Source organism: Mitsuaria chitosanitabida ATCC BAA-476 = NBRC 102408, from assembly GCF_001598255.1.
Classification (GTDB): domain Bacteria; phylum Pseudomonadota; class Gammaproteobacteria; order Burkholderiales; family Burkholderiaceae_C; genus Roseateles; species Roseateles chitosanitabidus.
In genome coordinates this window covers 76,757-90,795 of record NZ_BCYP01000011.1, presented here as the reverse complement: position 1 = coordinate 90,795, position 14,039 = coordinate 76,757, and the positions used below count along the sequence as shown (strand labels likewise).

At 71.3% G+C, this 14,039-nt stretch carries 13 protein-coding genes; 5 read left to right on the top strand and 8 right to left on the bottom strand.

The genetic code is table 11. The features are described from left to right. The first annotated feature begins 258 nt into the window (after window positions 1–258). The 4 genes from MCHT01_RS07260 (at window position 259) to MCHT01_RS07245 (ending at window position 4,140) form a co-directional block, all read left to right on the top strand. Complete coding sequence (locus MCHT01_RS07260) at window positions 259–978, top strand: type 1 glutamine amidotransferase (RefSeq protein ID WP_439956155.1); 720 nt, start codon at window positions 259–261, stop codon at window positions 976–978. 375 nt (window positions 979–1,353) lie between these two features. After that, window positions 1,354–2,526 (top strand): serine hydrolase domain-containing protein, encoded by a 1,173-nt coding sequence (locus tag MCHT01_RS07255; RefSeq protein WP_218017879.1) that lies wholly within the window; start codon window positions 1,354–1,356, stop codon window positions 2,524–2,526. A gap of 138 nt (window positions 2,527–2,664) precedes the next feature. After that, on the top strand, window positions 2,665–3,174 hold the full coding sequence (locus tag MCHT01_RS07250; protein WP_067064152.1) for a DUF2306 domain-containing protein: 510 nt from the start codon (window positions 2,665–2,667) through the stop codon (window positions 3,172–3,174). A 255-nt stretch (window positions 3,175–3,429) separates the two neighbouring features. After that, window positions 3,430–4,140, top strand: a complete 711-nt coding sequence (locus MCHT01_RS07245; protein ID WP_067064151.1) for a glutamine amidotransferase — start codon at window positions 3,430–3,432, stop codon at window positions 4,138–4,140. On the opposite strand, the gene MCHT01_RS07240 is transcribed toward MCHT01_RS07245, so the two are convergent. After that, window positions 4,115–5,008 (bottom strand): helix-turn-helix transcriptional regulator, encoded by an 894-nt coding sequence (locus MCHT01_RS07240; RefSeq protein ID WP_067064150.1) that lies wholly within the window; start codon window positions 5,006–5,008, stop codon window positions 4,115–4,117. The two genes, MCHT01_RS07245 and MCHT01_RS07240, sit on opposite strands and share 26 nt — an antisense overlap. 155 nt (window positions 5,009–5,163) lie before the next feature. On the opposite strand from MCHT01_RS07240, the gene MCHT01_RS07235 reads away from it, so the two are divergent. Beyond that, the gene (locus MCHT01_RS07235; RefSeq protein ID WP_067064149.1) at window positions 5,164–5,706 is read left to right on the top strand and encodes a carboxymuconolactone decarboxylase family protein; all 543 of its coding nucleotides are present in this window, start codon (window positions 5,164–5,166) and stop codon (window positions 5,704–5,706) included. Between the two features lie 62 nt (window positions 5,707–5,768). Here MCHT01_RS07235 and MCHT01_RS07230 read toward each other — a convergent pair whose 3' ends face one another. From MCHT01_RS07230 to MCHT01_RS07200, 7 genes are all read right to left on the bottom strand, one after another. Further along, window positions 5,769–6,911 (bottom strand): AAA family ATPase, encoded by a 1,143-nt coding sequence (locus tag MCHT01_RS07230; protein WP_067064358.1) that lies wholly within the window; start codon window positions 6,909–6,911, stop codon window positions 5,769–5,771. Window positions 6,912–6,943: 32 nt separating this feature from the next. Next, complete coding sequence (locus MCHT01_RS07225) at window positions 6,944–7,840, bottom strand: RNA ligase family protein (RefSeq protein ID WP_067064148.1); 897 nt, start codon at window positions 7,838–7,840, stop codon at window positions 6,944–6,946. A gap of 410 nt (window positions 7,841–8,250) precedes the next feature. Further along, window positions 8,251–9,219 (bottom strand): TIGR03571 family LLM class oxidoreductase, encoded by a 969-nt coding sequence (locus MCHT01_RS07220; RefSeq protein WP_067064147.1) that lies wholly within the window; start codon window positions 9,217–9,219, stop codon window positions 8,251–8,253. 12 nt (window positions 9,220–9,231) lie between these two features. After that, window positions 9,232–9,504 (bottom strand): hypothetical protein, encoded by a 273-nt coding sequence (locus MCHT01_RS07215; RefSeq protein WP_067064146.1) that lies wholly within the window; start codon window positions 9,502–9,504, stop codon window positions 9,232–9,234. Between the two features lie 134 nt (window positions 9,505–9,638). Further along, entirely contained in the window at window positions 9,639–10,334 is a 696-nt protein-coding gene (kdpE, locus tag MCHT01_RS07210; RefSeq protein ID WP_067064145.1) for a two-component system response regulator KdpE, read from the bottom strand. Beyond that, a complete protein-coding gene (locus tag MCHT01_RS07205; protein ID WP_084452110.1) occupies window positions 10,331–13,153 on the bottom strand; it encodes a DUF4118 domain-containing protein in 2,823 nt (940 codons plus the stop codon). The genes kdpE and MCHT01_RS07205 overlap by 4 nt, the downstream gene beginning before the upstream one ends. 24 nt (window positions 13,154–13,177) lie before the next feature. Continuing rightward, window positions 13,178–14,035, bottom strand: a complete 858-nt coding sequence (locus MCHT01_RS07200; RefSeq protein ID WP_067064144.1) for a TorF family putative porin — start codon at window positions 14,033–14,035, stop codon at window positions 13,178–13,180. Window positions 14,036–14,039 lie beyond the last annotated feature (4 nt).

Sequence of the window (14,039 nt, the reverse complement as noted above, 5' to 3'; positions counted from 1 at the left end):
GGCATCGGGACATCGCGCGACGAGCGCCCACCGATTCAAGTCGGCCCCGTGATCGACATGGGTGGGCGTCGAGGCGAATCGCACTTGCGCGACGGTCTGCGCCATTGCCACGACGCGCAGGGCACTCGCCGTCGCCCTTGATACCTTCTTGACACCCCCGCGCCAGGTCTTGCCTCGGCCTTGATGCGCAGCTCCCTACGCTGAAGGCCTCGCAACCATGGCGCCGAGCGACAGCCGGCGCCCCTCCGCATGAGACCGGTGTTGATCCTTCAGCACGAGGCCGCGCAAGGGCCCGGCTACCTGCTGCAGTGCCTGCGCGCCCACGACATCCCCGTCCACCTGCTCCGCCCCGATCTGGGCGAGCCCCTGCCCCGCACCGCCGCGGCCTTCAGCGGCGTCGTGATGCTGGGCAGCGACCACAGCGTCCATGACGGACTGCCCTGGATACGCGCCGAGCAGTCGCTGCTCATCGACGCGCTGCGCCTGAGCCGCCCCATCCTCGGCCACTGCTTCGGCGCGCAGCAGCTGGCCCGCGCCATGGGCGCCGGCGTCGCTCGCAATCCCCGCCCCGACATCGGCTGGCGCGAGCTCTGGATCACGCCCGCCGCGCGCGACCAGTTCGGCGGCGAGGAACGGCTGCTCAGCTTCAACTGGCATTACGACAGCTTCCAGATCCCGCGCGGCGCGACACGCACGCTGTTCGGCTCGAACTGTCTGAACAAGGGCTTCGCGCTGGGTCCGCACATCGGCCTGCAAAGCCACCTCGAGGTCACCGAGCAGAGCCTGCGCGACTGGTGCGCCCATGGCCGCGACGAGCTCCGCCGCGGTCGCGGCCTGACCGTGCAGAGCGAGGCCGAGATCCTCGCCGGCCTGCCGGAACGCCTGGCCCGGCTGCGCCAGGCGGCGGGCACGCTCTATCGCCACTGGATCGGCCAGCTGGACCGGCCACCCGTCTTCGGCGGCGCGCGGGCGGCCTGAGCCCCAGGGGCGGAAGGCCCTCGTGACTTTCCTCGCCGGTCCGGCGAGCATGCGAGCCTCCGTCCCGCCGCAGCTCCCGGAGCCGACCCCATGCGCAGACTCGCCTTCGCACGCCCGTTCGCCCGCCTCACGGGCCCCGCGCTTCCCGCCGCCCTCGTCGGCGCCCCAGGGAGAGCCGAGACCGAGACCGAGACCGAGACCGAGACCGAGGCTGATGGCGATGGCGATGGCGTTCGTCGTGGCGGAGTCGGAGTCGGAGTCGGAGTCGGAGTCAGTGCCGCTGGCACCACCGCTGCCGCTGCCGGCGTAGGCGTAGGAGTCGGCGTCGGTGCCGGTGCCGGTGTCGGTGTCGGTGTCAGTACCGACCGGCATCTGGTGGCCAGCCGGAGGCCGACCATCGGAGCGTTCGGGGTCATCCTCGTCATCGGACTCGTGGCGCTGGCGGGCTGCCGGTCGACCTCGACCGCCGACGAGCGCGGCGCAGGTCGAGGTCAAGACCCGCGCGGCGGCATCGACCTCGCGGCACCACTCGCGCGCTGGGAGCAGGACCCGGACAAGACGCTCCAGGGCGTGGTCGTGCTGCGCAACGGGCATGTCGTCGCCGAGCGCTACTACAACGGCGCGACCCGGGACTCGTTGAACGACGTCCGCTCCGCCGGCAAGAGCGTCACTGCCCTGCTGGCCACGATCGCGCTGGACCGCGGCGCGATCGCCAGCGCCCAGGATCCGGTCGGCAAGTACTGGCCCGAGGCGGCGCGATCGCCGATCGGCGCCGCCACCATCGACGATCTGCTCACCATGCGCTCCGGTCTGGACGCGGAAGATGAGGTCTCCGCGTCGCCCGGCCACGAGGACCGCATGGACGAGGCGCCCGATCCAGCCGCGTTCGCGCTGTCGGTGCCGGCCCGCGAAGCGCCTGGCACGGTCTATCGCTACAACTCGCTCACTGCCTCGGCCGCGGGCCTTGTCGTCGCCCGCGCGACCGGCGAGGACCTCGCCGACTTCGGCGCGAAGGCGCTCTTCGGCCCGCTGCGTCTCGGCGCCTGGCGCTGGGACAAGGACGCCGCGGGCCACACGAAGGGCCAGGGCAACCTGTGGCTGACCACGCGCGGGCTGGCCACCATCGGCGAGATGGTGCGCTGCGCCGGCGAGTACCAGGGGCGCCGCATCGTCAGCGCCGGCGGCATCGCGATGATGCTCAAGCCCCGCGTGTCCATCGCCGACAAGGATCCCTATGCCGACGCCTACGGCCGCATGTGGTACTTCCGCCTGCTGCCGGTGGGATCCCAGGTCGTGCCGGTCTGGTTCGCGTCGGGCAACGGCGGCAACAAGATCTATGTGGTGCCGCGCGCGCGCCTGGTGGTGGCGATCACCTCCCAGGCCTACGGTCGCGGCCATGGGCAGCGGCGCTCGCAGGAGATCCTCGTCTCGCTGCTGCAGGCCAGCCTCCCCGCCCTGCCACCGCCGGGCACCGCGGACGCGCCGGTGCAGGGCCTCTTCGATCGCAGCTGCGCCCAGGGCCAGTCGCGGTCTCCCTCTTTCGACTAATGCGGATCCGCGCGCCGTCGCCTATCTTTCCCGGTTGGGGCGGACGCCGTCCCGTCCCGGTGTCCCGCGCCGGCTGACCCGGGCCCGCCGCGCGGGTCCGGTCCAGACCGGACAAGTCCTCAATCCGCAGGAGCTCGCATGTTCGGTCTCACCCCTCTCGGCGCCGTGCACACGGCCTTGTCGCTGATCGCGCTGGTCGCCGGCTACGGTTGCCTCCTGCGCCACGGCCGCGTCAACGCGCCGACCGGCCTCGCCCGCGTCTACCTCTGGAGCACGGTCCTCACCTGCCTCACGGCCTTCGGCATCTTCCGGCATGGCGGCTTCAATGTCGCTCACGGGCTGGCCATCGTGACGCTCGTGACCTTGGCCATCGCCCTGCTGGCCCGCCGGACCCGCGTGCTGGGCCGGCTCTCGCCCTACGTGGAGACGCTGGGCTTCAGCGCCACGCTGTTCTTCCACATGATCCCGGGCCTCAACGAGACCTTCTCCCGACTCCCCGCCGGGGCGCCGCTCTTCACCGGCCCGGACGATCCGGCCTTCAAGCAGGCGGTCAACGTGGTGCTGCTGGTCTTCGTCCTCATCATGGCCGTGCAAGCCTGGCGGATCCACAAGGGCGGCGCGACCGCCGGCCAGCCGCGGCCGGCCTGATCCGGAACTGGACCTAGGTCCGGCCCAGCCCCGCCGAAGCCCAAGCCCAAGCCCAAGCTCAGGGCCAGACCCAGACCCAGACCCAGACCCAGACCCAGACCCAGGCTCGGATTCGGATTCGGATTCGGATTCGACCTCGCGCCACCTGTACGAATCGATAGGTCCGCTGGACGATCCGGTGCGTCGCGAGGCGACGGCGGCGGGGATACTCGCCGCTCGTCCGTCTTCCCGCGCGCGGCCCGCCGCGCCTTCGCCATGCCGCACGCCAAGACCGTCCTCGCCCTGCGCCACCTCGCCTTCGAGGACCTCAGCCTGCTCCGTCCCGTGCTCGAGTCCCAAGGCTTCGAGCGCTTCATCACCCTGGATGCCGGCGTCGACGACCTGCGCGATGTCGACCTGGACGCGGTCGATCTGCTGGTCGTGCTCGGCGGCCCCATCGGGGCGTATGACGACGCGCTCTACCCCTGCCTGCGCGACGAGCTCGCGCTGATCGAGCGCCGCCTCGCCGACCGCAGCCCCCTGCTGGGCATCTGCCTGGGCGCGCAGCTGATGGCGCGCGCGCTCGGCGCCGACGTGAAGCCGATGGCGCACGGGAAGAAGGAGATCGGCTACTCGCCGCTGTGGCTCACCGACGCTGGCCGGGACTCCGCGCTCGCGCCGCTGGCGGGCGGTCAGCCCGTCCTGCACTGGCACGGCGATCAGTTCGCCCTGCCCCCTGGCATCTCCAGCCTCGCGGAAACGCCGCTGTGCCCGCATCAGGCCTTCGCCATCGAGGACTACGCCCTGGGCCTTCAGTTCCACCTGGAGGGCGATCCGGCCCGGCTGGAGCAATGGCTGATCGGCCACGCCGGCGAACTGGCCCAGGCGGGTGTCCCGCTCGATCAACTGCGACGCGACGCGGCCGCGCACGGCCCCGGTCTGCGCAAGGCGCTGAGCGAGGTCATGGCGCGTTGGCTGGAGCGCTGAGGCCCTCCTTCCACGCACGCGGCGACTGCCCCACGCGCTGCGTGAACACGCGCGACAGCGCCGAGGGATTCGCGTAGCCGAGCTCGTCGGCGATCTGCTTGACGGGTCGCCCCTGCCGCAGCGCCTGCTGCGCCAGCGCCATGCGCCAGTCGGCGAGGTAGGCCGCGGGCGGTTCGCCGACCACGTCCTTGAAGCGCGCAGCGAAGGCGCTGCGCGACATGCCCGCGAGATCGGCCATCCGGTCCAGCGTCCAGGCCGCGCCGGGCGACTCCTGCATCGCGGTCAGCACCCGCGCCAGCCGCGGATCCGCGAGCCCCGCCATCAGACCGGTGCGCACCTCCGAGACCTCCGGGCGATCGACCAGCCAGCGCAGCAGCTGGATCAGCACGACCTCGAACAACCGGTCCGCCAGGATGCGCTGGCCACAGCGCAGCCGTTCCGTCTCGCTGAACAGCAGTTGCAGCGACAGATCCAGCCCCTCGACCTGGGTCAGCGGCAACAGCAGCACCGGCGGCAGCGCGCGCACCAGCGGATGCTGGTCGCCGCCGTCGAACTCGATCTCCGCGCAGGTGAAGTCGGAACCGTCTCGCGGCGGGTTGCGGAACTCGTGCAGCACGGGCCGCGGATAGAAGAGCAGCGTCGGCTCCGTCACCTTCACGCGTCTCGGCAGGCCGGGCCCGCGATGACGCAGCTCCATCTCCCCTCGACGCAGCACATGCAGGAAGGCCCGTCCGGGCTTCGCGTCGAACACCGACACCCCGCACAGCGGGCCGTTGTGGAACAGCCGCGCCCGCACGCGAAACCGCTCCAGCAAGCCGGACAGGCGATCGAAGGCGGGCTGCGAAGCGGGATCGGGCAGATCGGACATGGGCGTGAAGGCGACAGATGAATCTGGATGAATGGATACGACACCAGGACGAATCGCGACGGATTCTACTGACCGACGCGCCACATTTCATTCCGGCAGCTGCTCATCCCTTCCTCCGATCACCCCTTCAACCATCCCTTCCGAAAGGCATTCCCATGTCCCGCATTCCCCTGATCGATCCCACGACCGCCCAAGGCCAACGCCAGGAACTGCTCGCGCAGATCCAGGGCGCGTTCGGTGCCACGCCGGCGATGTTCCGCGTGGTGGCCAATTCGCCGGCCGCGCTCCAGAGCCTGTGGGGCAGCTTCGGCGCGCTCGGCGGCGGCGTGATCCCGGCCAAGCTCGGCGAGCAGATCGCCGTCGCCATCGCCGACCGCAACGCCTGCGCGTACTGCCTGGCGGCCCACACCGCGCTGGGTCGCAAGGCCGGCGCGAGCGCCGAGGAGATGAGCGCCGCGCAAGCCGGCGAATCGAGCGATCCCAAGACCAACGCCGCGCTGCGCTTCGCGCTCAAGGTCGTCCACGAGCGCGCCCAGCTCAACGACGCGGACGTGCAGTCGCTGCGCCACGTCGGCTTCAACGACGAGGAGATCGTCGAGATCCTCGCGCACGTGGCGCTCAACCTGTTCACCAACTACGTGAACGTCGCCTTCGACGTGCCGGTCGATTTCCCGGCGGTCAAGCTGCGCGGTCGCTGAACCGGGCCTCTCCCCCCGAGCGGGACGCGAGCGGACGACGATCGAATCGTCCGCCTCGCGCCTCAGGCGTCCGGCAGGTAGTGCACCGCGTGCGCTTCCGTCGGCATCGGCAACTCCCACTTGCGCAGCATGCCGAGCAGCGCCTTGTTGGACAGCGAGCTGTCGCGGCGATCGTTGCGCCGCAGCAGCTCCGCCCGCGGGCGCTCCAGGTAGACGATCTCGACCTCCGCGCCGTAGGCGTAGAGCAGGTCCAGCGTCTTGTCGCGCATCTGCTGGCTGAGGTGGGTCGCGTTCCACACGAAGGGCTGCCGTGCCCGCAGCAGCGCCTTGGCCTTGTCCACCGCCGCGTGCGCCACCGCGCCTTCGTTCTGCCCGTGACGCAGGCCGAGCGCCTCGCGCGCGTCGTCGAAGGACACGACGGGCAGCGCCGGCCGATGCGCCGCGACCCAGGTGTCCTTGCCGGAGGCCGGCAGCCCGCACATCACCGTCACGCGCGAGCCCGGTTCCTGGAACAGCGCGTAGTCCGGATGCACGTCGGCACCGCGGAAGTAACTCACCCGGGTGTGCGCGTCGGCGAAAGCGCGCGCCTGACCGTAGCAGCCCTCCTCGCGCGCCAGCTCGCGGAACAGCTCGATGTTGTCGAGCACGCGGGACTGGTCCTGGCAGATCCGGCCCCGCATGTCGGCCTCGGCCAGCGTGGCCAGCAGCGACAGGTCCAGTGCGCACGAAAGCTCGCGCACGATGTACTCGGGCGGCACGGCCCGCCGCGAATCCGCCATCGCGAAGAAGGGGACCTGATGCACGGCGATCAGGCGGCAGACGGCCTCGCGCGGGGCGAAGGGCATGCCCGCGTCCCAGAGCAGCACGCGCGCGTCGACCGCGCCCATGCGCGAGTGCCCCGGCTGACCGATCGCGCCGGTCACCGGATCGATGACGGTCGCCGCATGCTTGGCCACGTCGTGCAGCAGCGCGGCGAGGAACAGCACTTCCTGATCCTCGCGCGAGGCGCAGGCGTAGTCCGGCAACGCGAGCAAGGCGTCCAGCACCATCTTCGTGTGCGTCCACACATCGCCCTCGGCGTGGTGGCGCGGGTCCTGTGGCGTGGTCTTCGCGAGCTCCAGCACCGGGAACGCCGCCAGGCAGGCCTGCTCGTCCACGGACCGGCCATCGGCGGGCACCAGGGCCCGCACGTCCTTCCAGGTCATGTTCATCTTGTTCTCCCTCGACCCGCTCGGGGTCATCGTCGTCCGGCGCCCTCGCCGGCCAGCACCTTCAGCGCATCGATCGCGTGCAGGGTCCTCAGGCCCAGGTCGTGCCAGGTCACCGTCGGCCGCTCGGCGAAGAGGTCGGCGCCGGGGGCCAGCGCATTGGGCAGGATGGGCCGCCGGGCATGGTGGCTGTCGCTGTCCAGGATGGTCTGCGTGAAGGACGGCCGGACCAGCTTGTAGCGGCCCAGCACCTGCGCGTCGTCCTCGACCTTCAGGTAGAGCCCTTCGGACTGGTCCGACTTGTCCGTCTGCTTCCAGCACAGGTCCAGCGCGAGCGACTCGCGCCGCGTCGCGGCCTCGAAGGCCTCGCGCCAGCCGGCCGACTTCGCCAGCGATCGCCGCACCAGCCGCCACAGCAGCGGGGCCTGGGTCGGCATCGGTCCCGCATAGAGCACCGGCACCGACAGGACCGGCGATCCCGCCAGCAGTGCATGCCGGCGCGGCGTCGACAGGAACTGGCCGGTGGCGCGGTCGTAGACGTCGAACTCATTGAAGAAATGCGGCAGCCGGTCGTACCAGACGCTGTGCTTGGCATAGGCCCACTCGCCGTACAGCACGTAGCGGTCCTCCAGGCGCTCGATCAGGCGATGCTCATGGGCCAGGGCCCAGATCTTCATCGCGTTGAACTGGCGCTCGCCGAAGCCGCCGGTCAGGTAGTGACCGCGCGACTGCAGCAGCAGGTCGCCGCCCTCGCTGAAGGAGACGCCGGCATTGGCGCCGTCGAGCTTCTCCTCGATGACGACATGCCGGCCCGCGAGCGCCGCGAGCGGCATCTGGTCGTGCGCGGAATCGCCGTCCTGCAGACGGCTGCCTTCGAGATGCGCCGTGCGCGGATAGCGCAGCAGCGGCAGGGATTGCAAATGCATGGGAATCCGTCACCCGCCGCGTTCTTGGCGCGGGCGGGTCCTGGTGGAGTCAGGGAACCGACGGACGTGTGACAGGCGCGGTCGAATCGCCACCGGGTCGCTCAGGACCGGGGGGCGTCGCGGCAGGAAGAAGCGGGAGATTCGTGCTCCATCGGCCTCATGGCAGGCGTCGGGAGAATCAGGAACCGGTGCCGCAGCCTTCGCGGGCGCAGACGGCGCCGACACGATGCTGCTGGGAAGCAGTCGTCGGCAATCAGCAGGTGATGGACGTACGGAACTTCATGGGACACCTCCTGGAATCGAAGAGGTTGGACAGGCGCGCGGGCGGGGCCGCCCGGCGTGAGGCGCGATTCTTCCACTGCACGCTCGGCGGCGTCAACCCGGGGTGAGGTCCTCCGCCGACACCAGGATCAGGGACGGTCCGCCAGCCGCGGCAACACCTCGGCGCCCAGCTCCTGGATCACATCGCGCGCGGGACGCCCTCGTCCGAGGTTGAACAGCACATGACCCACGCCCATCGCGTGCATCCGGCGCAGGTAGGCGATCAGCGCATGCCGCCCCGTGCGCAGCCCCAGCGCCAGCGGTTCCGGCGCCGCGTGCGGATCGTCGAGCAGCTCCAGCTGCACCGACTGCACGAACGGCTTCCCGCCCACGCCCTTCTGCGCGAGCGCGCGCTGCCAGAGATCGATGCGCCCTTCCTGCCGCGCCTCCTCGCGGTGGTAGGTCGCCCAGGCATCGGCGTGCGTCGCGATCCATTGCAGCGACTGTCGCGCCGAGCCCACCACCATCATCGGGATGCGCGACGACGGCGGATGCATCAGCTCGTAGCCGCCGCTGGCCGCGACCACGGCCTCGCGCTCCGACGCGAGCGGCGACAGCGCCGCGCGCACGGTCGCCCAGCGCTCGCGGAAGGTCTCGGCGCGTTGGTCGAGGTCCTCGCCAAAGGCGGCGAACTCGGCGGGCCGGTCGCCCGAGCCCATGCCGAGGACGAAGCGGCCCGCGCTCAGCCGGTCCAGCGACAGCGCGGACTTCGCCACGTGCAGCGGATGCCGCAGCGGCAGCACGATGGCGGCGGCGCCGATCGCGATGTCGCGCGTGGCCGCGGCCATCGCGCTCAACCAGAGGAAGGGGTCGTCGAGCGCGCTCGCCGTGTTGTCGCTGCCCTGCGGCACCATCAGCGGGACGTCCCGCGTCCACAGCGCCGCGAAGCCCAGCCGGTCCGCGAGCGCCGCGAGCGCGAGCGCCTCGTCGACATCGGCCATGCGGTCGGGCCGCGCATCCACCGGCGTCATCAGCCCCAAAGTCAGGCGCCCGGAAACGAAGACGCGCCCGTGCGCGCGATTGAAGCGCGCGCCGGGCGCGTCGTCGAAGGCCGTCACGACGTCAGGCGCTCACTTGGTCTTCTGCTGGACCAGCTTGGCGTAGTCCGCCTGCATCTTCGTCATGAAGTCGTAGCTCGCGCGGAACTGCTGCTCGTGGAAATCGATCAGTTTCTGGAACTCATCGGCCGCCACCGCGAAGGGCGCTCCCGCCGTACGCATCGAGTCCATGATCGACTTCTGCGACGCGAGCACCGTGCGCCACGCCGAATAGTTGTGTTCGAACGCTTGCTTCGACTGCTCGAAGAAGGTCTTGGCGAGTTCGACTTGGGCCTGCTGAATCATGAGCGATCTCCTGTTGAGCGAGTGGTCGAGTCATCGCCCCTGATCGTCGGAGGGATCGAGCCTCCGGTCACGGGCGTGCGGGCCATCCTACAGGCGACGCGCGCCGCGTGCTCGCTCGGCGGCCCGAGCCCGGGTCAAGGCATCAGCCGATAGCCGACGCCGGTCTCGGTCAGCAGATGCGCGGGACTGGCCGGCTCGGTCTCCAGCTTCTGCCGCAGGTTGCCCATGTAGACGCGCAGGTAGTGGTTCTGCTCGACATGCGAGGGCCCCCAGACCGCCTTGAGCAACTGACGATGCGTCAGCACCTTGCCGGCGTTGCCGATCAGGTGGCTGAGCAGCCGGTACTCGATGGGCGTGAGGTGCACGTCCTCGCCGGCGCGGCGCACCCGGCGCGCGGCCAGGTCGACCTCGACATCGCCGAAGCGGAAGGCCGGGTCCTGCTGCTCGCTGGCCCGCGCCTGGCTGCGGCGCAACGCGACGCGCACCCGCGCCATCAGCTCGCCGACGCCGAAGGGCTTGCTCAGGTAGTCGTCGGCGCCGTGGTCCAGCGCGGCGATCTTGTCCTCCTCGCCGCCGCGCGCCGACAGCACGATCACCGGCACCGAGGACCAGGCCCGCAGGTCGCGCAGGAAGTCCTGGCCGTCGCCGTCGGGCAGCCCCAGGTCCAGGATCACGACATCGGGCCGACGCGTGCCGGCGTCGATCAGGCCCTGGCGCATGGTGCCGGTCTCGTGCACGGACCAGCCCTCCCCCTCCAGCGCCAGCCGCACGAAGCGGCGGATGTTCGGCTCGTCCTCGACGATCAGCGCGATCGGCTGCGGCTCGCTCACGGATGCGACTCCTTGTCCTTCGGATTCCTGCCGGCGACGGAAGCGCCGGTCGCGTCATGACCCGGATCACGGCCCGGGTCGCCACCCGGCTCGCCTTCCTCGTCGAAGGTCGGCAGGGCCGGCGGCTCGCCCAGCGGCAGCGCCAGACTGAAGCGCGCGCCGCCCTCGGGCGTGGCGCGCTCGGCCCAGATGCGGCCACCATGGGCCTGCATGATGGCACGGCAGATGGCCAGGCCCAGACCCACGCCGGGCAGGTGCGACTCGCTGTGGCCACGCGCGAATTTCTCGAAGAGCGCCTCCTCGCGGCCCGGCGGGAGGCCGGGGCCGTTGTCCTCGACGGACAGCCGCATCTCGCCGGACGTCCCGTCGCTCGAGGACGCGCCATGCGTGCGCGCGATCACGCGGATCTCGCTGCCCGGCGGCGTGTACTTGGCGGCGTTCTCCAGCAGATTGGCCAGCACGCGCTCGATGAGCACCGCGTCCAGCTCCACCAGCGGCAGGGTCGCCGGCACGTCCAGCACGACGCGGTGGCGCGTCAGCGCCGAGCCCATCAGCTGCAGGCTGCTGCCGATGACCTCGTCCACCGGCTGCCATTGCCGGTTGAGCTTGAGCGCGCCGCTCTGCAGCCGCGCCATGTCCAGCAGGTTGTGCACCATCGCGTTGATGCGCAGCGACTGCTGCTCGATGGCCCGCGCCGTCTCGGCCGCGGCCAGGTCCAGCTCGCGCCGGGCCAGGGTCTCGGCCAGCCCCTGCAAAGCGGCCAGCGGCGTGCGCAGGTCGTGCGACAGCGCCGACAGCAACGAGTTGCGCAGCCGTTCCGACTCGATCTGCAGCAGCGCCTGCTGCGCCACCTCGACGTAATGCACCCGCTCCAGCGCCTGGCCGGCGATGCGCGCGGCGGTCTCCAGCTGGGCGCGGCGCTCCGGCAGCATCAGCGTGCCGGCCTCGCCGGGCCGCAGCGCCAGCACGCCGCGCGTGCGCATCGGCGCGCGCAGCGGCAGGTAGAACCATTGACTGCCCGGCAGCGTGTCGGTGCCCAGGCCCGCGGCCTGCTCATGGTCCAGCGCCCAGCGGGCGGTGCCCGCGTCGGGCTGATCGTCCGGAGGTAGTGCCGGCTGCGTCGGCGACGGCAGCAGCCGGTCGTCGTCGTCCAGCACGTAGAGCAGCGCGCGGCCGCCGAACTGCTGCGACAGCTGCTGTTCGGCCGTGGCGACGACCTGCTCGATCTGCAGCGCGCCGGCCAGCTCGCGGGTCAGCTCGAAGAGGCCGCGGGCGCGGGCCTCGCGCTCCGAGGACACGCGCGCCTCGTAGCGCAGCCCCGCGGTGAGCTGGCCGGTGATCAGGCCGACCGCCAGCATCACCGCGAAGGTGATCACGTATTGCACGTCGCTGACCGCCAGGCTCAGGCGGGGCGCGACGAAGAAGAAGTCGAACAGCCCCACGCTGAGGAAGCTGGCCAGCACCGCCGGTCCCCGCCCCCATCGCATCGCCACCGCGACCACGCCCAGCAGGAACAGCATGACGATGTTGTCCGTCGCGATGCGGCCGGCCAGCGGCCAGCAGGCCAGCGCGACGGCCAGGCAGGCCAGCGTCGCCCACAGGTAGCGGCGCGGCGTGTCGCCGAAGCTCGGACCGGCCTCGTCGTCCGTCTCCCGTTGCGTGGCCGAGGCGCCGACCTGGATCAGGTCCAGTTCCGGCGCGGCGCGGCCCAGATGGGCGGCCAGGTCGCGGCTGCCCCAGCGGCGCGGTGACGGCGCCCCGCGGCCCATGAGCAGCTTGGAGAGGTTGTGCTCGCGCGCGTAGTCGGCCAGCGCGGTGGCCGGGTCCTGCGCCGCCAGCACGGCCGTCGTCGCGCCCAGGTCCTGGGCCAGCCGCACGACGCGCAGGATGCGGCCGCGGCGCTCGTCCGGCAGGCGATGCAGCGCCGGGGTCTCGACGTAGACCGCATGCCAGCTCACCGCCAGCTGCTGCGCGAGCTGCGCCGCGCTGCGCACGATGCTCTCCGCCTCGGCGCCCGGGCCGATGGCGCAGAGCACCGCGGCCTCGGTCTTCCAGACCGGCGCGATGCGCTCGTTGCTGCGCCAGGCCTGCACGTCGTCCTCGACGCGGTCGGCGGTGCGGCGCAGCGCGAGCTCGCGCAGCGCCATCAGGTTGCCCTTGCGGAAGAAGTGCTGCCCCGCCCGCTCCGCCTGCGCGCCCTGATAGACCTTGCCGGCCTTCAGGCGCGAGAGCAGTTCGTCGGCCGGGGTGTCGACCAGCACCACCTCGTCGGCGCGGTCGAAGAAGGTGTCGGGCAGGGTCTCCTGCACCCGCACGCCGGTGATGCCGCCGACGACGTCGTTCAGGCTCTCCAGGTGCTGGACGTTGACCGTCGTGTAGACGCTGATGCCGTTGGCCAGCAGCTCCTCGACGTCCTGCCAGCGCTTGGGATGGCGCGAGCCGGCGACGTTGGAGTGCGCCAGCTCGTCGACCAGGACCAGCGCCTCGGGCTGGTCCTTGAGGCGTTCCAGCGCCCCGTCGAGGTCGAACTCCGGCAGCGTGCGGTCCCGGTAGGCCACCTGCCGCATCGGCAGGCGCGGCAGGCCCTCGAGCAGCGCGGCGGTCTCGGCGCGGCCGTGGGTCTCGACGACGCCGACCAGCGGCGCGCGGCCCTGCTCCCGCAGGTGGCGTGCCGCCTGCAGCATCGCGAAGGTCTTGCCCACGCCCGCCGAGGCGCCGAAGTAGATCCGGAGCCGCCCGCGCGACTGCGCCTCCTCCTGCTGGCGGATCTGCGCCAGCAGGCTGTCGGGGTCAGGTCTTTCGTCGGGCGCGGCGGGCATCGGGCGATTCTCTCCTCAGATGCGTCAGAACGCCTTGCTCAGACCCAGCACGACCCCGGTGCCGCCGACGCGCTTCGCACGCGCGGCGGCCGAGTCGCCGGCCTGGTACAGGTCCTTCTTCGCATCGGTGCCCACCGCCGCGAGGCTGACGACCACGCCGCCGAGGTCCTTCAGCTCCTTGCTCACCGACAGCTTCCAGTCCGTGTACGACAGGTCGCCGTACTTGCGCACCCACAGGTGGCCGGCGTGCAGGCCCAGCGTCACGCCCTGCCCCAGGTCCGCGCTGTAGTTCAGGTCCAGGTAGGACGTGCCCTTGGACGAGCCCTTGGGCGTCAGCGCGCTGAAGTAGGCGTAGCCGGCGGTGTCGCTGTCCAGGCCGAAGTAGTCGGTCGCGGCGACGGACAGCTTGGCCGAGAAGGCGCCCGCGTTGACCGCGGCGTAGAGGTCGACGTTGTCGTAACGGTGCGAGGTCGGCTGGCCGGGCGCGGCGTTCAGCTTCGCGCCGGGATAGACGTAGGCCAGCGCGCCCAGGTCCAGCGTGACGCCGTCGGCGACGGCGGTCTTCCAGCCGCCGTAGAGGTCCCATTCCATGCCGGCGCCGTTGTTGTAGCTGTTGCCCGAGACGTTGGACGCCCAGGTGCCGGCGTACAGGCCGCTGCTGTGGCTGTAGTCGAAGCCGCCCTGGATCGCGGGCTGCTTCCAGGTCTGGCTGATGCCGCGAAAGCGGTAGTCGGACACGAAGCCCAGGTTGCCGGTGAAGGTGTGCTCCGCGGCGGCGGGAGCCGGCGCGGGCGCGGCGGCCGGGGCTTCGCCTTCGGCGCGCGCGGCGGCGTGCAGGAAGCAGGAGGAGATCAGGAACAGGGAAAGAAGACGGGTTTTCATGAAG